Origin of the sequence: Exiguobacterium sp. SH31 (assembly GCF_001816105.1) — a bacterium.
Classification (GTDB): Bacteria; Bacillota; Bacilli; order Exiguobacteriales; family Exiguobacteriaceae; genus Exiguobacterium; species Exiguobacterium aurantiacum_A.
Genome location: NZ_LYTG01000066.1, coordinates 16,882 through 39,460, shown reverse-complemented (window position 1 = coordinate 39,460; position 22,579 = coordinate 16,882). Strand labels below are relative to the sequence as shown.

Here is a 22,579-nt window from a genome sequence, read left to right as displayed (position 1 = left end):
CAGGCAGGCGTTATTTGCCTGCCGCGTTGTAGCCGACGCGTTTCAATAAATCAATCAATGTCTCGGTCTCTTGTTCGCTGAGCGGTCCATAAATATCTTTGAAGATTTCAATATGCTCAGGATAGACGACGTCCATCAATTGCTTGCCTTCGCCTGTCAACGATGCATACGTGACACGACGGTCTGACGGGCAGGCGACGCGCTCGATGAGCCCTCGCTTCTCAAGCTTGTCAATCACATACGTGACGCTGCCACTTGTGATCAAAATTTGATCACCGATTTGTTGCAGCGGCGTATCTCCTCGTTTATACAATACGGATAGAACACCGAACTCTGTTGAATTCAATTGGTGGCGTCTAAGATCGTCTTTGACACGATCACTGATTGCGTCCATCGCTCTTGCTAAGACGACCCATGCCTTCAATTCGAGTGATTCAATCATGTCGGTTTCACCTCAATTCGTTCATCATTTACCTTTAGTATAGCAGGACATGAGCAGTATACGTCGCTAAAAACACTTCGTCAAGAAACTTCTCCGTTGTCGCGTCTCCTTGAAACGTTTAGAATAGAACTATTGTGATTTTTAGAAAGGGTGGACGGTATGCGTGAGTATTATGAGATTTCATTGACGATTAAAGCAGGCTATTTGAGTTCGGTCATCGAGTTGTTGAACCGGGAAGGCATCGCCCCTGACTATGCACTTGAAAAAGAAGGCGCGGTCTTTTTACTGTTCAACCACTTGCCATGGCCGAACGTCACGCGCGAACCGCACGCAGTCGAGCGTTTCTTGTTGACGTTGTCGCGCGAAGACTACCTGTTCGTCAAGACGAAACGAAAATCGCCCGTACCCGGCCATGAACCGGTCGCCTGCATGGGAGCGTATGATTCGCCTTTCCACGAATATTTGAAAATCGAGCTCGCCGTCGACGAATCCGATGCGAGCCATCTCGATATGTCGGCGTTCCGCCATTACTAAACAACGCACGCGCGTTGTTTTTTTGATGACTAGGTTTGAGCGTGGACGGGAATATAGGACAATATCTGACTGATAAAGGGGAATGTCTTGAATGGATACAGTTATGTTGATCGTCAACCCATCATCTGGGAAAGAATTAGGGAAAGAGCATGCGGCGTTCGCTGAAGAAGTGCTGCGCGAACGTTACGGAAACGTCGACGTCCGTTTTACTGAAAAAGCCGACGACGCCACACACTTTGCACGAGAAGCGGCGTCGAAACAATATAAAGCCGTCATCGCCATGGGCGGCGACGGCACGTTGAACGAGACGGTGGCCGGTCTCGCCGAAGCCGATCATCGTCCCGACTTCGGAATCATCCCACTCGGAACGGTGAACGATTTGGCACGGGCTCTCGGCGTACCGAGCGACCCGAAAGAAGCGATTGAAGCGCTGCGAACGGCAAAACCGTCACCGATGGACATTGGGAAGTATGAACATGGCTACTTCATGAACGTCATCGCCATCGGCCTCATCGCTGAGGCGGTCGATGAAGTCAGCGTCGAAGAGAAGACGAAATGGGGCCCGTTCGCCTACTTGATCGAAGGCATCAAAGCGTTCCGGGAACACAGTCCTTACTCGTTATCAGTTCAGGCCGAAGAGCACACGTTCGATGGGGACGCTTTTCTCGCCGTCATCGCGCTAACAAACTCGGTCGGCGGCTTTGAAAACTTCGAGCCTGATGCGAAGTTGAACGATGGCCTGCTTCACGTCTACTTGTTTGAGAATCTCGGTTTCACAGACGCCTTCCAGCTCGCTCCGGCCTTATTTACCGGTAAGCTTAAAGAAACAGACAGTGTGACCGCGTTCCAGACGAAGCGGGTGTATATCGATTCGCCTGATTCGCTTCCGGTCAACGCCGACGGGGACACGGGCGGGAAACTCCCGCTCACGTTTGAAGTGCTCCCAAGCCATCTCCAAGTGCTGAAACCAGTCTAATCTCTCGCCTCGGGACAGAAGGCTCGTTCGAGAAAGGAGAGATCGTTCGATGAACATCACACTCGTTCCGCTGCTCGAAGCGTCAGACGACATCGTCAAGACATTCAACCGGTGGAACAACGATCCCGAAATCGTTCATTTGATCCGCCCTGCTCGCTCGGAAGAAGAACTCGCGGCCGAGCAACGGATGACCGTCGCCGACTTGACGGATCGACTTCAGACACACGATATCTTTCTCATTTACGCTGACGACAGGCTCGTCGGCGAGGTAAACGTGATGTATGACGCGAACCATCTATACGTTCAAGAACCAGGGAGTGCCTGGCTCGGACTCGTCATCGGGGAAGCGGCGGGACGCGGCAAGGGTGCGGGTAGCGAGGCGCTCCGACTTTTGGAGGAACGGCTTCGTCACCAAGGCACGCCGCGCATCGAGCTCGGCGTGTTCGGGTTCAACGAGGCGGCACACCATCTCTATAAGAAGCTCGGCTATGTAGAAATTGCGCGCATCGATGCGTTCACGTACTGGAACGAACAATTTTGGCCCGATATCCGCATGGAAAAGCGACTGACATGACAAAGACCTTCCTCAAGCGAGGAAGGTCTTTCGTCAGTTGTTCAAGTTTTCGACTTCGACGACGCGGAACCCTTTTTGCTCGAGCTTCGCGACGATCTTGTCTTTCTTCGGCTCATCACAGTCAGGTGGCAACGTGATCAAAACACGGCGAAGCACTTTGCTCTTCGCGTCGAGCGTCATCAAACTCGCGATTGACGAGTATTTGCTGACGACTTTCGTGATTTTCTCGAGCGCACCTATCTGCTCGCTGAGTGCAATCGTGACGACGTAGCTGCCTGTATCACGGCTCCACGCCTCTTCGAGCATGCCGAGCATCTTCCCGTGTGGCAAAATACCGTAAAATTCATTGCTCTCGTCTTTTAAGACCGCGATATACGGTAACTCTTTGATCGAGAAGAAGACTTTGAAGAATCCGTCCGACTCGTGGACGTATTTCTGCGTATTTTTAATGAGTTCCATGACGTTGTCGTCAAGGCTCGCGCCACTCATTCCGTGACGATAAATATGCATCTTATAAATATTACCGCGGAAAAATGTTCCTGTCTCATCGAGGACAGGGACACAGCGGTATCCTGTCTTTTCAAGCGTATCGAGCGCTTCACGTAACGTCGCCTTTTCACTGATTGTGATGACGTCTTTTTTTGGAATGCATAAGCTATGCACTAACATGCGGTTTTCCTCCTAGCAAATTAAAAGTGGTCTACACCCTATTCATTACTATTCCCCAAATATGATTGAATTCCTGCCACCTTTTTCAAAACTTCGATTCTACCTTTCCGCGGTCATGGGATTTGTCGTAACGCCTAAAAGTCGTTATAGTGAAACTATCCAAACAGACAAAGGGGATTGAACGACTATGACGATGAAAAAAGCCTTAACAATCGCTGGTTCAGATACGAGTGGCGGTGCAGGCATTCAAGCTGACTTGAAGACGATGGAAGAGCTAGGTGTGTATGGCATGACCGCACTCACGGTCATCGTAGCCCAAAACCCACATAACGCTTGGCACCATGAAGTCTTCCCAATCGATACGACGTTGATCGAGAAGCAGATTGACACCGTCCTCGCCGGAATCGGCGTCGATGCCGTCAAGACAGGGATGCTCCCGACTCCAGAAATCATCGAGCTCGCGGCTCGTAAAATTAAAGAGTACGGCATTCAAAACGCAGTCGTCGACCCGGTCATGGCTTGTAAGGGAGCCGACGAGATCCTCAACCCAGACGTCGCCGTCGCGATGCGCAAATATCTCGTCCCTGTCGCCAAAATCATCACGCCGAACTTGTTCGAAGCGCGTATGCTCGCCGGCCTCGACAAGACACCGTCGACGATGGAAGAAATCAAAGAAGCCGCACGCTTGATCCATGAGCTCGGTGCTGAAATCGTCATCGTTAAAGTCGGTGGAAAACTTGGTTTCGACACGGCGTTCGACGTCCTCTATGACGGTAACGAGTACCGTCTGCTCGAAAGCGAAAAGATCGAACCTGCTTTCACGCACGGTGGCGGTTGCACATTCTCTTCAGCCATCGCCGCATCACTCGCGAACGGACATTCCGTCGACGAGTCGATTCGCATCGGGAAAGAGTTCATTACAGAAGCGGTCCGTCACTCGTTCCGCCTCAACCAATACGTTGGGCCGACGAACCATACCGGTTATCGTCAAAAACTAGCAACACAATCATAAATAAAGTGGCCCGGGGCGAACGTCCTGGGTCATTATTGCCATTGGAGGAGACTAGCGTGAAACCGATTCAACCCGAAACGATTCAAACGTATTTAAACGCACACGTGTCGACGCCGTTATACGCTCACGTCGAGACGACGAACGGCGCTTACGCCACACATAACGACCCGGATTTCCATAACGCCGGGATGTTTATCCGTAACATCGTGATCGAGTACAGTATCGGTCAAATCAAAGGAGACGGACCGTATCGAGTCGGACTAAAGCTCGATCACGGCTGGCTCTACGTCGAAGGATTGACCGACTTTGAACAACACGGTGAACAGTTGCTGCTCGCCGGGCACGACCGTCTCGGACGCCTCGCCTGCGCGCTGCATCTAGACGTCAAACCGCTCCCGCAAGGAGCATCGGAGGTGGACAGCCAATGAACGGACCGTTACTTGTTATTTTCCCACACCCGGACGATGAGGCGTTCAGCTCGGCCGGAACGATCATTCAACATCAGAAGAACGGCTTCCCCGTCACATACGTCTGTCTGACACTCGGTGAGATGGGCCGTAATATGGGCTCGCCAATCTTCACGACACGTGAAGAACTGCCAAGAATCCGTAAACGCGAGCTCGAGGACGCCTGTGCCGTCATGGGCATCGACGACCTCCGGATGTGGGGACTGCGCGACAAGACCGTCGAATTCGAAGACGAGACCGAACTGACGAATCGCTTCAGCAAGTTGATCGCCGAAGTGAAACCGACCCGCGTCATCTCATTTTATCCAGGCTATGCCGTCCATCCCGACCATGAGGCGACAGCACGAGCGGTCGTCCGGGCGCTCCAAGAGATGGATGAAGCGAAGCGTCCCGAATTTTTAGGTGTCGCTTTCGATCACCGGACGGAAGATGAGCTCGGCAAACCTCACGTCCTCATCGAAGTCGGTCAGGAGAGTGCCGCCAAACGTGAAGCGTTACTCGCCCACCGTTCACAGACGGAAGGGTTGCTCCGTGCAATCGACAACGCAGAAAACGCCCACGTCATGGAGTTACTCCAACGTGAGCGCTTCTATCATTATCCGTTCTCATGATTCAAACGCGTAACGCGTCATATACAGCAACAAACCTATAGTCCCTAACCCGATCAACGTTCCTAGCACGACGACGATATGTCCCATGTTCTCACCTCTACTTGGTTTTACGAACTGAATGAGTAATAAGTTTCAATAACGCGTGTGCGAACACGCGTTTTTTTCGTTAAAAGTATAAGACGTAAATGACTGCCGCCAAGACGAGCCGGTAAATCGCGAACGGCGTTAGTTTGACTTTGTTGATCAACTTCAAAAAGAATTTGATGGACAGTAACGCGAACAAGAACGCACTGACGAAACCGATTAGGAAAACTGGGAGCGTGTCGACCGTGAAATAGCTCCACTTGCTGTAAAGCGAGAGCGCGCTCGCCCCGAACATGATCGGGACGGCCATGATGAATGTGAAGTCGGCCGCAGACCGGTGACTCATCCCGAGCAACACTCCGCCCGAAATGGTCGAGCCCGAACGTGAAAAGCCTGGCCAAAGCGAGAAACATTGAATCAAGCCGACTCCAAGCGCTTGTTTGTATGTGATGTCGTCAAGTGTCGCGGTCGTCTGTCGTTTCACGCCGGACAAGTCGGCGGCAATCATAAAGAACGCACCGATGACGAGTCCGATCAATACCGTCTTAATCGAAAACAGATGCGTGTCAATGTAGTCCTCAAACATGAGTCCGAGCACGGCCGCCGGGAGCAGACCGATAAAGATATGTAGCAGGTTCAACTTTTTCGTCGGCCCTTCGTGTCGAATCGCGAGCAACTCCTTCGGATTCAATAACTCTTTGAACCGACTCCTGAAAACGACGATGACCGCTAAGATCGAACCGAGCTGAATCACGATTTTGAACGTGTTAGCTACTTCTTGGCCTAGAAAACGACTTGAGTTGAGCCAAATATCATCGACCAAGATCATGTGTCCGGTCGAAGAGACAGGAGCGAACTCCGTCAATCCTTCGACGACGCCTAATAAAAAACCGATGAATAATTCATACCATTCCATTGCATTGTCCCCTACTCCAGTATTGCTTTTTATCATACACGGACGGGACGACGTTCTCTCTCGGTCTTGAGACGTAAAAAAAAGAGGGCGTCATGCCCTCTTTCCCCTCACGCCTAAAAAAGAAGCCGGCTAATGTGCCATCCTAACCGCTTCTTGAGATCCACCCCCTACTCAGGGCAGCTTGACACGCGCACACGAACAAACCGATGACAAAGAAAGCAGTAAACAACGACATCCCAGCACCACCGATGAACAATATGCCGAGTCCGACAATCCCGCCATGCAAAAGCATCGATAACGTTGACTCGGTCGTGGCTCGAATCATGGATGGGACCGAGCGATGGAGCACCCCGAAATAGAGTGGTTCGACCGCCCCGACAAGTAACGCCATCAGTGCCATCCACAGCAGTCCGAGCTGATTTGGGAACGTTCCGAGCAGTATAAACCCGATGCCGATACCCCAAGCGATGATTTGTTGCCAGCGAGCGACCGGGGCAACTCGCAATAATATCGGGGCGAGCAGTTGACCGGGAATTTGAATGAGCAACAGTATGGTCGAGACCGCCCCGAACCAGTAGATCGGGACACTGACGTCACGCGCATACAGCTGCCAAAACTCCTCCACGAAATTGAACGCAGCGGCGACCAACACGAACGAACCAGTCAGTATGAGCAGTGACTTGTCGTTCCAAATGAAACGAAAACCAGTCTTTAACTGCCGCCACGTCATCGTTTCGTCGTTGACCACCCGTCTCGGTTCGACGAGCAATAGACTGCACATCGTCGCGATGAATAGGCTCACAATCGATAGCATGTAGTTGAACTCAAACGGAAACTGGGTCGCGAGCAGACTTCCACTAAAGGCGGCGACAACGGCCGCGGCGAGCCCGATGGCATTCAGGCGACCTAGCAATCGCTCAAACGCATCCGTATCTCCGTCTTGCTCGAGCGTTTCATACAACAAAGCGTTCTCGGACCCGCTGCGCAGCACCGCCCCGATGGCGGACAAACTAATCGCCAAGACAAACCCAATCAACGAAAACGACAGCAACAACACAATAAACGATAGCCATTCGAGCGCGATGCCGATTTGCAGCAGACGTCGCCGTTCCCAGCGATCGGCTAAGACACCGGTCGGCACTTCAAAGAACACGACGATGACGGCATAGACGATTTCCATGTAAACCACTTCTTGAATCGTGATGCCGCGCGACTCCCAGAACAGACGTTCAATCGTATAGGCTGGAATTAACGCCTCAAACCAACGCATCGCACCAAGCAACCCTACGTTTCGACGGACTTAGCTCGGGGACCGTGCTCTTCGTCTCATGATGATCTCCTCCTTGTTTACCTATTCCCGATTCCACAAAAAAAGCCACGGAACATGTCCGTGGCTGATAAATTATTTTAGCAGGTTAAGCATCTCACGGTTGAATGCCGGGATGTCGTCCGGTTGACGGCTCGTGACGAGCTGATTTTGGCAGACGACGACTTCTTTGTCGGCATACTTCGCACCGGCATACTCCATGTCGACTTTGATCGACTTGTAGCCGGTCGCGTCGCGGCCTTCGAGCGTCTTCGCCGTGATCAACAGTTGCGGCCCGTGACAGATGGCGAATACCGGCTTCTTCGCATCCATGAACGCTTTCGCGAACTGGACGAAACGTTCGTCTTCGCGCAACAAGTCAGGTGAGAATCCGCCTGGTAAGAGCAGAGCGTCAAAGTCTTCTGGAGACACGTCGTCGACACTTTTGTCGATTGTGACTTTTGCCTCGCCTTGTTTGCCTTCGACGGTGTTACCGGCTGCCTTTTCGATCGTGACAACTTTGTGCCCCGCTTCCACCAATGCGTCGCGTGGACCTGTAAACTCTACGTCTTCAAACATATCCGTGATTAGCGTTGCTACTTTTGCCATATCGGAAACACTCCCTAATTTTTGTTTTATGCACATAAGGACTGTTCCACCCGTCACGGACCGTTAAACATTCAGCGGAATTTTGAGACGTACGGATTGTCCCGCTCGAAGAAGCGGTACGCATAGTCACGCGCCTCGCCGCTGTTCGGGATACCGATGCGCGGACCGGCCTCAATCTCGTTCACACCGTCCCCTTCGATAATATAGAGCGGTTCATGTTGGAGCGAGTGTCCGTACAAGTCCATCGTGATCCCGAGCGCCTTCGTCAGTTTACCGGGTCCGTTCGTCCGGTCGAACCGTTTGATGCCAGGACGATTGAATTCAATCAACTCCTGCCCGGCGACGGGTTCGATTGCCCGGATCAACACGGCTTCCGGTGAGCCGATCGGACCGCTGACGACGTTCAAGAGCGTATGCGTGTGCATTTGATACGTGTATACATGTCCAGACTGCCCGAACATGATCTCGGTCCGATTCGTCCGTCTGCCGCCAAAACTGTGGGCTGCCTGATCGACCGCCCCGAGATACGCCTCCGTCTCGACAATCTTGCCAATGATCTGTCCGTCGAGATGATCATGGACGAGATAGTGCCCGAGCAACGACCGGGCCAGTTCGAGCGTCGGTTGTTCATAAAATGATGGGTCGAGCCGTTTCATCGTCATCCCTCCTCGTCCTTATTTTCTCAAACGAGGCTTGGCGACACAAAAAAGATGCCCTGAACGCGTTCAGGACATCACTTTCATTACGATGCGAGCTTGATCGCATCACGCTGCTTCCCCAACTTCACGTAACCGAGCACGATCGAGAAGATCGGGCTGAGCCAAAGGAAGAACGCGAACGGTGCGTATTCGAGCACCGGCACGCCGAGTGTCGCGGCGAAGAAGGCACCGGACACACCCCAAGGAATGAGCGGGTTGATGACCGTCCCGCCGTCTTCAAGCGCACGCGACAAGTAACGTGGGTCGATGCCGCGGTCGATAAATCCTTGTTTGAACGCTTGCCCCGGGAGCAAGATCGACAAGTACTGCTCACCGGCGAGCAAGTTGACGCCAATCGAGCTGAGCACGACTGACAGCACCGAGCTGCCTGGTGACTTCAGACGCTCTAGTAACGCATCGACGATTGCTTGGAACACGCCCAGCTCACGGAGCAGTCCACCGAAGGCGAGGGCAATCAACACGAGGCTGACCGACCAAAGCATCGATTCAAGGCCACCGCGATCGAGCACGGCCGCGATCGTCTCGTTCTCGACGCCCGACTTGAATCCGGCCTGCATGACACCGAACCAGTTCGAGACGTTCCAATTACCTTGGACGAACCCGGCCGTCAACACACCGGCGAACATCCCGACGAGCATCGTCGGCAATACCGGCATCCGACGGAAGGCGAGAACGGCGACGAGGACCGGGGCGAGCAGTGTCAACCATGACAAGTTGAACCGTCCGGCGAGTGCCGTCTGTGCTTCCGCGATTTGCGCCGTGTCGGCTGCTTGACCGCCGCGTCCGAGAACTGTGAATAAGATGAGTGTGATTACAATCGCGGGAACGGTCGTCCCCATCATGAAGCGGATATGGTCGAACAGTTTGACACCAGCCACAGCCGGTGCGAAGTTCGTCGTATCCGATAGCGGACTCATCTTATCACCGAAGAGCGCACCTGACACGATGGCTCCGGCGGCGAGCGCCGGGGAAATCCCGAGTGCCATCCCGATCCCGAACAAGGCGACCCCGACGGTACCGACCGTCGTGAAGGCACTCCCTGTGAACGATGACACGATCATCGTGATGAGAAGCACGCTCGGTAAGAACCACTGGGCTGAGATTGTATTTAAACCGATGGAGAGGATCGTCGCCACCGTGCCAGACATTTGCCATACTCCGATCAGCATCCCGATCAACAATAAAATCATGATCGGCATAATCGCTTCACGAATCCCGTTGATCATCGCGGTCTCGATGCGTTTAAAGTCACGCGTACGATAATACGCGTAACCCCCTATTAATACCATTGTGCCAAAGATCGCCATATGTGGCGTCGCTTTGGCCAAAAACATCAGTGCGAGCAAGGAAATCCCGCTCATCAGCACGACGAATACAGCCTCTTTTCCTTTCATCTGCATCGACGTCCCCTCCTTTCAGTCCCATTATTTTCTACCTAACCGCTTAAACGCTTTTATGCATGAAAGTGTGTCAGTGATGTTCTTTACTATACCTACTTCTCTTTTCCCTGTCAAACGTCTTTTTATGGTAAAGTAAACGCTCGAGGGTGACCTCCGGAGTTCGTAACCTCCTCCGACATCAAAACTAGCGAAAAAGGAAGTGTGCACGTTGCAACACGAAAAAGCATTGGTCGTCTTCAGTGGCGGTCAAGATTCAACCACTTGCCTGTTTTGGGCAAAACAACAATTCTCTCATGTGGAAGCCGTGACGTTCGCCTACGGGCAGCGCCATGATGCGGAAATCGAGGTCGCGAAAGAGATCGCGGCCGAACTTGATGTCCCGCACCACATCCTCGATTTGTCCTTACTCGGACAACTCACCTCAAACGCGTTGACGAGACATGATCTCGACATCGACAATGCGGACGTCCCAAATACGTTCGTCGATGGACGCAACCATTTATTCTTATCCTTTGCGGCCGTCATGGCCAAACAACTCGGTATGCATCACATCATCACCGGTGTCTGTGAGACCGACTTCTCGGGCTACCCGGACTGTCGCGACCAATTCGTCAAATCATTGAACGTGACACTCAACTTGGCGATGGACTACCCGTTCGTCATCGATACACCGCTCATGTGGCTCGATAAAAAGCAGACGTGGGAACTCGCGGACCGGCTCGGAGCGTTCGACTTCATCAAAGAGCGGACCCTCACCTGCTATAACGGTGTACTCGGTTCAGGCTGCGGCGAATGTCCGGCGTGTGTACTCCGTCAAAACGGGCTCGCTGCATACGAGGAGGTACGCGTATGAAACACGCCCCATTCCTCGCCCCGACGAGCGTCGAGGCCAAACAAGCCGGCTCGCTCATCTACTGCCCGCACCGCGTCCAAATCGTCAAGGAAGTGACGTTCGATGCGGCCCATCACTTGTTTGATTACGATGGCAAGTGCCGAGCGCTCCACGGACATACGTACAAACTTCAAATGGGGATCAGCGGTTTTCTCGACAATCGCGGGATGACGCTCGACTTCGGTGACTTGAAAGCCATCTTTAAAGAAGAGCTCGAACCGTATCTCGACCACCGCTATTTAAATGAGTCCCTTCCATATATGAATACGACAGCAGAAAATATGTGCTACTGGATTTTCGATCAGCTCGCTAAGCATTTGCCTGACGAACGCGACGTCCGCGTTGAATTCGTCCGCCTTTATGAGACACCGACGTCCTACGCCGAGTTCCGGCGCGAATGGCTGGTGGACTGATGAAGATCCCTGTCCTCGAAGTGTTCGGTCCGACGTTTCAAGGTGAAGGCCGCGCCATCGGACAGAAGACGATGTTCGTCCGGACCGCCGGTTGCGATTATCGCTGCGCCTGGTGCGACTCCGCCTTCACCTGGGACGGTTCGGAAAAACCGGACATGCTGACGGCTGATGACATCATCGTACGTCTCGACGAGCTTGGGATGTACGATTACGTCACGATCTCAGGCGGCAACCCGCTCCTCATCGCCGGTATGAAAGACTTGGTCGAAAAGTTGAAAGTGCGCGGCGTCAAACTCGCCGTCGAGACACAAGGTAGCCGGTATCAAGACTGGCTCCAAGACATCGACGACGTGACGCTCAGCCCGAAACCACCGTCGTCCGGCATGACGACCGATTGGGAAAAACTCGACGCCATCGTCGAACGGCTGCGTCCCGAACAGACGACGTTCAAAATCGCCGTGTTCGATGAGGTCGATCTCGCCTATGCGAAAGACGTCCAAACCCGCTACACCCCGGACGTCATGTACTTGTCGGCCGGCAACCCTGAGCCCGGGGCGGACGGTGACATCACCGACGCGCAGCTCAAACGTTTGAAAGAGTTGTGGGAAGACGTTGCGCGTGACCCGTCATGGCAAAGCGTCCGTGTCTTGCCGCAGCTACACACATTACTATACGCCAACGAACGTGGCGTCTAAGGAGAATGAATATGAGACCAGAAGACTTACAAGACTTGTCGCTCCTCGGCCAGAAGAGCGTCCCATACATTTTTGAATACGCCCCAGACGTGCTCGAGGCGTTCCCGAACCGGCATCCGGAAAACGATTATTTCGTAAAGTTCAACGCACCGGAATTCACATCGCTCTGCCCGATCACGAATCAGCCGGACTTTGCGACGATCTACATCTCGTACATCCCGGACGAGAAACTCGTCGAGTCGAAGTCACTCAAGCTTTATTTATTCAGCTTCCGTAACCACGGCGACTTCCACGAAAACTGCATCAACGTCATCGGGAAAGACCTCGTCAAGCTGATGGAACCGCGCTACCTCGAAGTGTGGGGCAAGTTCACGCCCCGCGGCGGCATCTCAATCGACCCGTACTACAACTACGGCAAGCCGGGCACGAAATATGAGAAAATGGCCGAACATCGCCTCTTCAACCACGATTTATACCCTGAGACGGTCGACAACCGTTAAGCAAAGAAGTAGACGCTCATCCAATTGAGCGCCTACTTCTTTTTGTAACGGTTGATTTGTTGCTTGATCGGTTCGCGGAACACGGTCGCGACGAGTGTCAACACGACAAAGACGAAGAGCGCGAGGATGACCAGTTTCATATCCCCGCTCGCGAGGCTACTGCCGAGGAAGTTGTTCGCGAACGCCCCCGGAATCATACCGACCGAAGTCGCGAAGACATAAGCCGGGAGTCGCACTTTCGCCAAACCTGAGGCATAACTGACCAAATCAAAGTTGACGAGCGGGATCAATCGTAAGATCAAGACGTAAAAGAATCCGTCTTCTTCGATTTTGTGCTGAATCTTCTCATAATCGCTCGATTTGAAATGGCGCAGAAACCGGTCTCCGAAGCGAACCGCTACATAATAAGCGACGAGTGCGCTGAGCGTGGCGCCTATGACCGTATAGACGACACCGGGCAGCGTCCCAAACGCCAATCCGCCCGCAACCGACAAGACGGACGTCGGAAATAAGATCAACGGGCGAACGGTGAACAATAAAATATAAATGAGCGGGGCGAGCCAACCGAATTGAACGATATAATCTCGGATCTCCCCCGGTCGCAAGTCGATCCACTGATAGAGAAACGTCGCTGTCCCGAATACGAGCAAAACGACGGCAATGACCCATTGTGTTTTCCACTTGTTCATCGGTCAACCTCCCCTCTTTCTTTCATCATATCGCCTCACCTCGAAAAAGTAACGCCTTCCTTTTTTTAGGAATCACAGTGTGGTACGGTTAGAAAAAGCAGAAGGAGGAATCCCAATGTACCTGGCAGATGCCATCAAATTGAAATACCTGCTCTTGAAGCAGATTGATAAGTTGTTACAAGAAGTCGAACGTGTCGCGTTCATCGAGCTCGAGAAGGATGAGCCGCTCCCGACGATCCAATCCCGCTCGCTCGAGGATATCGAGGTCGAGCTCCAATCGATTCGGACCGACATGCGTCGGCTCGACCGCCTCGTCTGTGAAGCGCACTTGCATACCGTCATCGAGACGAACGATGGACCGCTCCCGCTCGTCGAGGCGATCGAGTTCGCCGTTCAGTTGCGAGCTCAGGCTCGGATGTATCAAGACTTGGCCGAACGTCCGAAACGCGAATTTCAATCGGGTCACGGTGAAGGCACTACTGTCATCAAGCACGCGCTTTATGACCCGGAACTGTACCGTTTGAAGGCGCTCGACGTCGAGAAACGGGCCAACCGTATCTCAAGCGCCATCGATGCGTCCAATCACCGGACCGAAATCGACTTTGATGCGAGCCGATATATGTAAGCTAAAAACGCGTCGGGGAATATCCCGACGCGTTTTACATGTGATGATGGTCGTTATGATGATTGTGGTGGTCATGATGGTGCGAACCAGACCGACGTCTCGGCGCCGGCTCATCGGCGAACTTCTCGCCGTCTAAAATACCGAGCCGCTTATATTGGCGGTCGACCCGTTCTTTCGTCTCGTCTCCGACGTGCGGTGATTCCATGACGAGTTGATAGCTACCGAGCGCCACCCGAAACGGCTCCATCTGCGTGCGATGGACCGGAAACGACTTCACGTCCCGTAAGTAATCGGCGAGCCGGTTCGCTGATGCGTCATCGGGATAATCTGCGAGGTCTGAGGCGAAGCGTTGCATGTCTTTCAACAGACTGCCCGTCTTCACTTGATGACGGATGCCACTAATAATGGCGATGACGATTACCGTGACGATAGCTAAGATGAAAATCAGAAAAAAGATTGGCATCTCACCAAAAAATGAGTCCCCCATCCCCGTCGAATCGATATAGACTTCTTCTCCAAATGCTAGCGTATTGAACATGTCTGTGCCCCCTTTCTGCTACATACGATCATCTCTCGGTTTTTGTTTCATCTCCATGAAAAAAAGCCGTGGTCTTTAACCCACGGCCGACATACTTAGTTCAGTTGTTTCTCCATCATGATGCGCGGTGCGCCATCTTCCGTGTACGCCCCCATGATGTCGTAGCCACAGAGCAGGTTCAAAATGATGACGCCTTTGTTCGTGTTGCGCGCTTTCGTCCGAATCGAGTGGAACCCTTGCGCTTTCACCCATTCGAGTTGCGTATCCATCAACTTGCGGCCGATCCCGTGCTTTTGGAACTCAGGATGCACGCCGCCAGCCCAGCTATAGAAGCGATATGGCTCAGCCTCGTAGCCGATCTTGAATCCGACGGGCCGGTCGTCAGAAAATGCGAGTAACACGAGCGGGTTGGCATGGCGGTACAGTCGTTCTTTAAAACGAAGTTGGTCGATGTCGCCGTACAGATGGCGATACAGGTTGAAGAATTCCTCTTCAAACTCGTTAAAGTTCGTCGTCACATCTTTCACGATAAATGAACTGGTCGTACTCATCTTTCCATCCCCTTTCGAAATATGGACAAGTTACTCGTACGCCTGTTTATTTCGCCATCTACTCGGATTTTCCTGTTTCTCGCTCAAATGCGTTCAAACCTTTTTGTTTGTACACCCCGAGCGAACGTTTCGGGAGACTCCGTACCATCCAGTTTTTGAACACACGTTGTTTGTCCTCGATCGATAGTCCGTATCCTTCCGTCACGATATGACGGGCCCGCGTCGTCACGTCATAAAGCGAGATGGCGGCAGCGACCGAGATATTTAAACTTTGGACATAGCCTTGCATCGGGATGACGTAATTCCCGTCCGCTTTCGCGAGTGCCTGCTCCGACACACCGTGATGCTCATTCCCGAATAAGAGTACGGTCGGTTTTGACACGTCGACGTCTTCGAGCGGGATCGCCTCTTCGCTGAGCGCCGTCGCAAGTATTTGATAGCCGTCTACTTTCAACTGGTCGATCGCCTCTTCAATCGAAGCGTGTTCGACCACGTCGACCCAACGATCGGCACTCTTGGCGATAATCGAGTTCGGTTTGAACTTGGCCCGCCCTTCAACGACGTGAAGCGTCTGCACACCGAACGCATCCGCCGAGCGTAATACTGCCGATTGATTGTGCGGATCATCAACGCCTTCGGTCAATACTGTAATGTGATTCGTCCGCGTGTTCAACACGTCTTGCATCCGCTTGACGCGGTCTGGCATGAGCATTGCGAACAGGAGCCGGTCCTCTTCTGCCATAACGCCTGTTCGCAGCAACTCTTCAAGCAACGCAGCCTGCTCTTTTTTTGACAATGCCGATGTCGTCTGTCTCCATCCCATTCTTCTCGCCCCTTTCAACCTCTAGTATTTTAGCGGGATTCGTTTCGACTGACAAGCGACGTTGTAAAACGGCGGATTTTCACCCTTCCATAAAAATTCATAAATTTTAGGAAACCGGTTGCACAAAATTATGCAATCGATTACAATCATTAATGCAAGCGATTGCATTGGCGGTCGTTCTAAACAGAGAAAAAGTTCCGAATAGGAAGGAAGCGTATAGCATGAAACAGCTCATCTCATTTGATTTTTGGCAAAAACTCGGTAAGGCCTTGATGGTCGTTATCGCCGTTATGCCGGCAGCAGGACTCATGATTTCGATCGGTAAATTGATCGGCATGTCAGCCGGAGACGTCAGCATCTTACTCACGACGGCACGCATCATCGAAGACTTAGGTTGGGGCATCATCGTCAACTTACATATCTTGTTCGCGGTCGCCATCGGTGGCTCGTGGGCGAAAGACAAGGCCGGCGGTGCGTTCGCCGCACTGATCGCCTTCATTTTGATCAACCGTGTCACAGGCGCCATCTTTAACGTCAACGGCGCCATGCTCCAAGACCCGGAAGCGACAGTCCAATCCCTCTTTGGGGCCGACCTCGTCGTCGCTGATTACTTCACATCTGTCCTCGGTTCACCTGCCCTGAACATGGGTGTGTTCGTCGGGATCATCGCCGGTTTCCTCGGTGGTGCTCTTTATAACCGGTTCTACAATTTCAGTAAATTGCCGAACGCCTTGTCGTTCTTCAACGGGAAACGGTTCGTCCCGTTCGTCGTCATCCTCGGTTCGGTCGTCGCGGCGATCGCGCTGTCGATCATCTGGCCAACAATTCAAGGGGCACTCAACAGCTTCGGCCAATGGATTGCCACGTCACGTGACACGGCACCGATCCTCGCGCCGTTCATCTACGGTGCACTCGAACGTCTGTTGTTACCGTTCGGTCTCCACCACATGCTCACCGTCCCGATGAACTACACGGAGCTCGGTGGCACGTACACGATTTTAACAGGCGCGACAGCTGGTTCAGTCGTCGCCGGTCAAGATCCGCTTTGGTTAGCTTGGGTGACGGACCTCGTCAACCTTCGCGCCGCTGGGGATACGGCTGCTTATAACACGCTGCTCGCTGACGTCGTACCGGCCCGTTTCAAAGTCGGTCAAGTCATCTTGTCGTTCGCCGCACTCATCGGTGCCGCTTATGCGATGTACCGTAACGTCGATGAGGACAAGAAAGCCCAGTACAAGCCGATGTTCCTCTCGGCCGGTCTCGCCGTCTTCTTGACGGGTGTCACTGAGCCGATCGAGTTCATGTTCATGTTCGTCGCTCCAGTCCTTTACGTCATGTATGCACTCATGGCCGGTGCCGCCTTCGCCTTGGCGGACATTATCGACCTTCGTGTCCACGCGTTCGGTGCGATCGAGCTATTGACGCGGATCCCGATGATCATCAAAGCCGGACTCCTGCAAGACTTGATCAACTTCTTCCTCGTCTCGGCTGCGTTCTTCTTCATCAACTTCGGGGTGTTCAACTTCTTCATCAAGAAGATGAACTTGCCGACGCCTGGACGTAACGGCAACTATATGGAAGAAGCGACAGAGCAATCGACGGTGACCGGCAACGAGCAGGTCATGGGGATTATCGCTCTACTCGGTGGGGAAGATAACATCGAGGACGTCGATGCCTGCATGACACGTCTTCGTGTCACAGTGAAAGATATGTCGCTCGTCTCAGAAGAGCGCGAATGGAAAAAGAACGGCGCCATGGGTCTTATCTTGAAAGACCGCGGTGTCCAAGCAATCTACGGCCCGAAAGCCGACGTGTTGAAGTCTGACATTCAAGACGTCATCGGTGCATAATCAACAGGCCAGCTCGTGCGAGTTGGCCTGTTTTTTCTAAAGGAGGACTACTGTGAATATTTTGACGCTCAACTGTCACGCCTGGTTAGAAGATCGGCAACAAGAGAAAATCGACTCAATCGTGGAACGGATCGCGAGCGAGGAGTATGACATCATCGCGCTCCAAGAAGTGAACCAACATAAAGAAGCGCCGCTGATTGACGGTCTCATCCGTGAAAACAACTTTGCCCACGTCCTCGTTGAAAAACTCCGTGAGCAAGGGGTCGCCTATTACATGACATGGGATTTCGCCCATTACGGATATGACATCTACGAAGAAGGCGTCGCGATCTTATCGCGGACACCGTTCGTCTCGACCGAGTCGTTCTTTGTCTCCCAAACGACCGACCCGAACGATTACAAGTCTAGAAAAATCGTCAAAGCCGTCGTCAGTGGCACTGACGAACCGACGGCCGTCTACTCGTGCCATCTCGGTTGGTGGCATGATGCGGACGAACCGGCTCGTCACCAGCTCGATGAACTGCTTCGCCGCGTCGAAGATGACGACCGGGCTCTCCTGCTCGGCGACTTCAACAACGACGCGTTTCTGCGCGGTGAAGGCTACGACTATTTGATCGACCACGGTCTTCAAGACTTGTTCTTTCTCGCGGCTGAGCGTGAAGGCGATGCGACCGTCCAAGGAAAAATCGCCGGTTGGGACGAGAACAAGCAGGCGCTTCGCATCGACTTGATGTTGACGAACGCCCCGATCCACGTTTCGCGTCACGCCGTCGTCTTTGACGGCGACAACGGACCAATCGTGTCAGACCATGCCGGTGTCGAAGCGACCGCGTTTTGGCGTTAAGTTCCATGCCCTTTTCTTTCATTCCACTCTGCAAAGACACGATTATCGTGTCTTTTTTGCTGGCATTTTTACGTAAAGGGAGTACAATTTACTTATAAAAAATAAGTTTCTTGAATAAAACGACAACGTTGAGGTGAATTACATGGATCAACATCCAACAAAAGTGAATGCGGCGTTTATCATTTTACTGATCGGTGTGTTCATGGCTGCTCTTGATAACGGGATAATTAGTGCCGCCCTGACAACCATCAATGCTTCCTTTGACGTGACGGCAACCCAAGGGACGTGGGGCATCACCCTGTACACGTTGGGACTCGCCATCGCAACCCCGATTGTTGGTAAACTATCGGACCGGTATGGACGAAAAAAGCTGTTCCTCATTGAAATCGCAATTTTCACAATCGGATCGCTCGGCGTGGCATTGAGTCCGAACTTCACGTTTTTCTTAGCCTCACGGTTGCTCCAATCATTTGGCGGCGGCGGGATTTTCATCATCGCTAGTTCCTATGTTATCAGCACGTACACGAGAGAGAAGCAAGGAAGCATGCTCGGGTTGCTCGGCGGGATGAACGGAATCGCTTCGGTCATCGGTCCAAATATCGGCAGTTTCCTCATTGACATGACCGGAACGTGGCATTGGTTATTTTTAATTAACGTACCAATCGGATTACTGCTGTTAGTTGGCGGTTTCTTCTATCTTGAAGAAACGAAAGCGACCGCCTTGTCTAAAATCGATTTCCTCGGTATTTCATTGCTATCGCTGTCGATTTTAAGCGTCATGTTCGCCATCAATAATCTCGGGACAGGCAACTTGTTCCGCAGTTTGTTCTCACAAGCCGTGCTCGGATTGTTATTGATTGCTGTCGCTTTGTTCGCTCTGCTCATGTATGTCGAGAAGAAACGTGAGCGCGGAACGCGTTACGATCCATTCCTCCCATATAGCTTGCTTCGAAAACCGACGTACGCTGTGACGATGCTCATGGCCCTTTTATCGGGAACCTTGATTGGAGCCGTCATCTTTATTCCTTCGTTCGTGGAGCAAGTGCTTGGGATTCCTGCAGCGAAGTCAGGCTATTGGATGACGCCACTCGCCATCGCATCTGGAATCGGTGCCGGGGGCGGCGGATACTTTGTCGATAAGCAGGGACCCGTCAGAACATTGATCTTGTCTGGTGTCATTTCAATCATTGGTTACGGGGGGCTCGCCTTTTTCGTCGACACGAAACTGTCGTTCGTCCTCTTCTCCGTCATCGCCGGGATTGGATTTGGATTTGTACTCGGTGCGCCATTGACCGTTCTGACAGCAAACGCGGCGGGTCTTCAAAAAGGAACGGCGCTCGGGACATTGTCCGTCTCGCGTCAAATCGGATTAACGATTGCACCGACCATTTTCGGTGCATTCATTCAAAATGGATTCAGTCAATTGGACACATTGATTCCGCAGAAGTTACGAGCGTATGGAATTGACCCGGCCAGCATCCCGCCCGATCAGCTCGACCAACTCGGCGGCTCGTATGGAGATCTTCAATCTCGAATTGACCAAATTCCTATAGAGAACGTACGTCTTGCTTTAACGGATGCCTTCCAACAAGCCGCCCACTTGGCGTATCAACCTATCTATGTGGCGACAAGTGTGGCGGCGCTTCTCATCATCATCTTAGCGTTCGTTTTTCGAAAACAGTTCGAGCGTGATGCTGAAGTAATGGAGAATCGACAACAACATGAAGAGTAATCCATGAGTCGGCTCTGATTTAACCCTTTTCTTTCACAATGTGAGCGAAAAGGGTTTTGCTTTTGGCGAAAATTCGGTATGGTTGGAAACGACTGAAGTCTAACAACCTTGAACGAAAGAAGTGATTTTATTTTGACAACCACTCCATCGCTCAGTCGGACCGACTGGACGCTCATCTTATCGCTCGCATTGCTCACGTTCGTACTCGGTACAAGTGAATTTGTCATCGTCGGGATTTTGCCCGATATCGCCGATGGCCTGTCCATTTCGATTGCCACGGCCGGTACGCTCGTCTCGGCGTTCGCGATCACGTTCGCCATCGGCACACCGCTCACGATGTCGTTCACAAGCCACTTGCCAAAGCGAAAATTGATGCTCACGCTCACTGTTGCATTCATCGTCTTCAATTTGTTCAGTAGTCTCGCCCCGACGTATGGAATGTTACTTGCACTCCGGATGATGACCGCCGTCGTGACGGGTGTGCTCATCTCGCTCGCCATGCTCGTCGCGAGCGAGTCGGTTCCGGCCGGGAAGCGTGGGATTGCCGTCTCGTTCATTTTCGGCGGCTTCACGATGGCGAACGTGTTCGGTGTTCCGCTCGGGACTTTCATCGGGCAACGCTCGGGCTGGGAAGCGACGTTCTTCATGACGACCGCACTCGGTGTCGTCGCGTTATTCGCGGTCTACCGCGTCGTCCCCAACCAGTTATCGAGCGCGAAGACGTCGATCTCTGACCAGCTCCGCCTCTTGACGAATCCGCGTATTTTGATTGCCTTCTTCATCCCGGCTTTCGGATTCGGTGCGACGTACGTCGTCTATACGTATCTCGTCCCGATTTTAAAAGGCGTGCTCGGCGTTCCGGTCGCATGGATCAGTCCGATCCTGCTCGCCTACGGTTTCATCTCAATTTTCAGCAACATGGCAGCCGGTAAGATTGCGAGCCATAATCCGATTGGACGGCTCCGGTTCGTCTTTCTCATCCAAGCGTTCGTCTTGGCAGCCTTGTATGTGACGACGTCGAACGTGACGCTCGGTCTCATCAATATCGCGTTCATGTCGTTCATGGCAATTCTGCTCACGACGTCGACGCAAATCTATTTGATTGATTTGGCCGAGAAGTTCAATCCAGACGCCAAAGGTCTGGCCTCGTCGCTCATGCCGGTCGCGAGCAACGTCGGTATCGGGATGGGCTCTGCCGTTGGTGGTCTCGTCTATGCGAACGCACCCGTGATGATGCTCGCCCTCGTCGGCGGTGTCGTCGCCCTCATGACCGCCTTGCTCACAGCGGTCAGTCATCGTCTCGACCAACGCTAAACAGCGTGCCCGAACCCGGGCACGCTGTTTTTTTAGAGCCAATCTACGATTTGATCGATTGTCTCATCAAGTTGCTGTTTCGCGCTGAGCGGGCTGTCGTTATCCCCGTCTTGCGGCCCGTACATCCCAAAGTTGGCATGATTGCCACCTTCGATCTGATGGAACGTGGCGTCACTCGGCACGCTGTCACGGCTCGCCTCGATATCGGCCGGTGTCGCCAGACCATCCAATTCACCCGAGATCGACAAGACGCGCAAGTCGCTATCCGTCATCGAGCTGATCGGATACGAGGCGAGGAAGATGACCCCGTCGACTTTATCTTCGTTTTCGAGCGCATAGCCCGAGGCGGCCGAACCGCCGAGCGAATGACCGGCGACGTACCAGCGCTCGATATCGGGATGTGCCTCGATGATTGTTTCCGCTGCATCGATATCTAAGATGCCGAGGTTCAAGCGCAGCGACGGGATGGCGACAAAGTGCCCTGCTTCCGCCAATCGGGTCCCGTAATAGGCGTACGCCTCTTTATCGACTTTTGCACCCGGGTACAGGATAATCCCGACCTCGCTCCCCGGGTCACCGAACTCTAGTCGGTTGTCGACCTGTTCAGCTTCAACCGCATAGCCAAGCGCTTCATCCGTCGGTCCGTACGTCATTTGCGTCCAAACGACGAAGCCGATCACGGCGACAAGGATGACGGCAAGCAACGACAGTCCGATCCACTTCAGTTTTCTCTTCATTATATACCTCCATTTGCATCCACTTCGTCGTCACGGTACACTAATAGTAAAAAAGGG

Annotated in this window: 27 protein-coding genes; 15 read left to right on the top strand and 12 right to left on the bottom strand. The window is 52.8% G+C overall.

Translation table 11 applies throughout. The features are described from left to right. Positions 1–10: 10 nt before the first annotated feature. Complete coding sequence (locus A6395_RS09720) at positions 11–442, bottom strand: MarR family winged helix-turn-helix transcriptional regulator (RefSeq protein WP_016509745.1); 432 nt, start codon at positions 440–442, stop codon at positions 11–13. Positions 443–601: 159 nt separating this feature from the next. On the opposite strand from A6395_RS09720, the gene A6395_RS09715 reads away from it, so the two are divergent. From A6395_RS09715 to A6395_RS09705, 3 genes are all read left to right on the top strand, one after another. Beyond that, the gene (locus tag A6395_RS09715) at positions 602–976 is read left to right on the top strand and encodes a hypothetical protein (RefSeq protein WP_070328315.1); all 375 of its coding nucleotides are present in this window, start codon (positions 602–604) and stop codon (positions 974–976) included. Positions 977–1,067: 91 nt separating this feature from the next. Further along, positions 1,068–1,952 carry a diacylglycerol/lipid kinase family protein gene (locus A6395_RS09710; protein ID WP_071398868.1) on the top strand — a complete coding sequence of 295 codons (885 nt, stop codon included), beginning with the start codon at positions 1,068–1,070 and terminating at the stop codon, positions 1,950–1,952. 49 nt (positions 1,953–2,001) lie between these two features. Next, complete coding sequence (locus A6395_RS09705) at positions 2,002–2,526, top strand: GNAT family N-acetyltransferase (protein ID WP_071398867.1); 525 nt, start codon at positions 2,002–2,004, stop codon at positions 2,524–2,526. Positions 2,527–2,559: 33 nt separating this feature from the next. Here the strand turns inward: A6395_RS09705 and cbpA are convergent, their stop codons facing one another. Next, a complete protein-coding gene (cbpA, locus tag A6395_RS09700) occupies positions 2,560–3,195 on the bottom strand; it encodes a cyclic di-AMP binding protein CbpA (RefSeq protein WP_071398866.1) in 636 nt (211 codons plus the stop codon). Between the two features lie 187 nt (positions 3,196–3,382). On the opposite strand from cbpA, the gene pdxK reads away from it, so the two are divergent. From pdxK to bshB2, 3 genes are read left to right on the top strand one after another with little or no spacing between them, the layout of a single operon-like run. Then, the gene (gene pdxK, locus A6395_RS09695) at positions 3,383–4,207 is read left to right on the top strand and encodes a pyridoxine/pyridoxal/pyridoxamine kinase (protein ID WP_071398865.1); all 825 of its coding nucleotides are present in this window, start codon (positions 3,383–3,385) and stop codon (positions 4,205–4,207) included. A 56-nt stretch (positions 4,208–4,263) separates the two neighbouring features. Continuing rightward, positions 4,264–4,635, top strand: coding sequence for a YojF family protein (locus A6395_RS09690; protein ID WP_071398864.1), 372 nt, complete (start codon positions 4,264–4,266; stop codon positions 4,633–4,635). Next, positions 4,632–5,285 carry a bacillithiol biosynthesis deacetylase BshB2 gene (gene bshB2, locus A6395_RS09685; RefSeq protein ID WP_016509728.1) on the top strand — a complete coding sequence of 218 codons (654 nt, stop codon included), beginning with the start codon at positions 4,632–4,634 and terminating at the stop codon, positions 5,283–5,285. Before A6395_RS09690 ends, bshB2 begins: the two co-directional genes overlap by 4 nt. Positions 5,286–5,451: 166 nt before the next feature. Here the strand turns inward: bshB2 and A6395_RS09680 are convergent, their stop codons facing one another. From A6395_RS09680 to nhaC, 5 genes are all read right to left on the bottom strand, one after another. Further along, positions 5,452–6,285, bottom strand: coding sequence for an undecaprenyl-diphosphate phosphatase (locus tag A6395_RS09680; RefSeq protein ID WP_071398863.1), 834 nt, complete (start codon positions 6,283–6,285; stop codon positions 5,452–5,454). Between the two features lie 142 nt (positions 6,286–6,427). After that, entirely contained in the window at positions 6,428–7,555 is a 1,128-nt protein-coding gene (locus A6395_RS09675) for an MFS transporter (RefSeq protein ID WP_071398862.1), read from the bottom strand. Between the two features lie 132 nt (positions 7,556–7,687). After that, positions 7,688–8,200, bottom strand: a complete 513-nt coding sequence (locus A6395_RS09670) for a type 1 glutamine amidotransferase domain-containing protein (protein WP_071398861.1) — start codon at positions 8,198–8,200, stop codon at positions 7,688–7,690. A 71-nt stretch (positions 8,201–8,271) separates the two neighbouring features. Continuing rightward, positions 8,272–8,862, bottom strand: a complete 591-nt coding sequence (locus tag A6395_RS09665; protein WP_071398860.1) for a DNA-3-methyladenine glycosylase — start codon at positions 8,860–8,862, stop codon at positions 8,272–8,274. A gap of 80 nt (positions 8,863–8,942) precedes the next feature. Further along, positions 8,943–10,319 carry a Na+/H+ antiporter NhaC gene (gene nhaC, locus A6395_RS09660; protein ID WP_071398859.1) on the bottom strand — a complete coding sequence of 459 codons (1,377 nt, stop codon included), beginning with the start codon at positions 10,317–10,319 and terminating at the stop codon, positions 8,943–8,945. Between the two features lie 208 nt (positions 10,320–10,527). Between nhaC and queC the strand changes: the two genes are divergently transcribed. From queC to queF, 4 genes are read left to right on the top strand one after another with little or no spacing between them, the layout of a single operon-like run. After that, on the top strand, positions 10,528–11,172 hold the full coding sequence (gene queC, locus A6395_RS09655; RefSeq protein ID WP_035386372.1) for a 7-cyano-7-deazaguanine synthase QueC: 645 nt from the start codon (positions 10,528–10,530) through the stop codon (positions 11,170–11,172). Then, on the top strand, positions 11,169–11,624 hold the full coding sequence (gene queD, locus A6395_RS09650) for a 6-carboxytetrahydropterin synthase QueD (protein ID WP_071398858.1): 456 nt from the start codon (positions 11,169–11,171) through the stop codon (positions 11,622–11,624). The genes queC and queD overlap by 4 nt, the downstream gene beginning before the upstream one ends. Then, positions 11,624–12,319 (top strand): 7-carboxy-7-deazaguanine synthase QueE, encoded by a 696-nt coding sequence (gene queE, locus A6395_RS09645; protein WP_233589723.1) that lies wholly within the window; start codon positions 11,624–11,626, stop codon positions 12,317–12,319. Before queD ends, queE begins: the two co-directional genes overlap by 1 nt. An 11-nt stretch (positions 12,320–12,330) precedes the next feature. Further along, the gene (gene queF, locus A6395_RS09640) at positions 12,331–12,819 is read left to right on the top strand and encodes a preQ(1) synthase (RefSeq protein WP_029333812.1); all 489 of its coding nucleotides are present in this window, start codon (positions 12,331–12,333) and stop codon (positions 12,817–12,819) included. 32 nt (positions 12,820–12,851) lie between these two features. On the opposite strand, the gene A6395_RS09635 is transcribed toward queF, so the two are convergent. Further along, positions 12,852–13,508, bottom strand: a complete 657-nt coding sequence (locus A6395_RS09635; RefSeq protein ID WP_071398856.1) for a TVP38/TMEM64 family protein — start codon at positions 13,506–13,508, stop codon at positions 12,852–12,854. Between the two features lie 115 nt (positions 13,509–13,623). On the opposite strand from A6395_RS09635, the gene A6395_RS09630 reads away from it, so the two are divergent. Further along, positions 13,624–14,133, top strand: coding sequence for a hypothetical protein (locus A6395_RS09630; protein WP_071398855.1), 510 nt, complete (start codon positions 13,624–13,626; stop codon positions 14,131–14,133). A gap of 34 nt (positions 14,134–14,167) precedes the next feature. On the opposite strand, the gene A6395_RS09625 is transcribed toward A6395_RS09630, so the two are convergent. From A6395_RS09625 to A6395_RS09615, 3 genes are all read right to left on the bottom strand, one after another. Continuing rightward, the gene (locus A6395_RS09625; RefSeq protein ID WP_071398854.1) at positions 14,168–14,671 is read right to left on the bottom strand and encodes a hypothetical protein; all 504 of its coding nucleotides are present in this window, start codon (positions 14,669–14,671) and stop codon (positions 14,168–14,170) included. A 95-nt stretch (positions 14,672–14,766) separates the two neighbouring features. Beyond that, positions 14,767–15,222, bottom strand: a complete 456-nt coding sequence (locus tag A6395_RS09620) for a GNAT family N-acetyltransferase (protein WP_233589724.1) — start codon at positions 15,220–15,222, stop codon at positions 14,767–14,769. 58 nt (positions 15,223–15,280) lie between these two features. Continuing rightward, the gene (locus A6395_RS09615; RefSeq protein WP_071398853.1) at positions 15,281–16,045 is read right to left on the bottom strand and encodes a TrmH family RNA methyltransferase; all 765 of its coding nucleotides are present in this window, start codon (positions 16,043–16,045) and stop codon (positions 15,281–15,283) included. Positions 16,046–16,266: 221 nt separating this feature from the next. Between A6395_RS09615 and A6395_RS09610 the strand changes: the two genes are divergently transcribed. The 4 genes from A6395_RS09610 to A6395_RS09595 all read left to right on the top strand — a co-directional run bounded on the left by A6395_RS09610 (position 16,267) and on the right by A6395_RS09595 (position 21,785). Beyond that, a complete protein-coding gene (locus A6395_RS09610) occupies positions 16,267–17,895 on the top strand; it encodes a PTS transporter subunit IIBC (RefSeq protein WP_070328330.1) in 1,629 nt (542 codons plus the stop codon). Between the two features lie 52 nt (positions 17,896–17,947). Next, positions 17,948–18,739: an endonuclease/exonuclease/phosphatase family protein gene (locus A6395_RS09605; RefSeq protein ID WP_070328331.1), complete on the top strand. Its 792-nt coding sequence runs from the start codon at positions 17,948–17,950 to the stop codon at positions 18,737–18,739. 142 nt (positions 18,740–18,881) lie between these two features. Then, positions 18,882–20,471 carry an MFS transporter gene (locus A6395_RS09600; protein ID WP_071398852.1) on the top strand — a complete coding sequence of 530 codons (1,590 nt, stop codon included), beginning with the start codon at positions 18,882–18,884 and terminating at the stop codon, positions 20,469–20,471. 132 nt (positions 20,472–20,603) lie between these two features. Further along, on the top strand, positions 20,604–21,785 hold the full coding sequence (locus tag A6395_RS09595; RefSeq protein WP_071398851.1) for an MFS transporter: 1,182 nt from the start codon (positions 20,604–20,606) through the stop codon (positions 21,783–21,785). Positions 21,786–21,817: 32 nt separating this feature from the next. On the opposite strand, the gene A6395_RS09590 is transcribed toward A6395_RS09595, so the two are convergent. Then, positions 21,818–22,522: an alpha/beta hydrolase gene (locus A6395_RS09590; RefSeq protein ID WP_071398850.1), complete on the bottom strand. Its 705-nt coding sequence runs from the start codon at positions 22,520–22,522 to the stop codon at positions 21,818–21,820. Positions 22,523–22,579 lie beyond the last annotated feature (57 nt).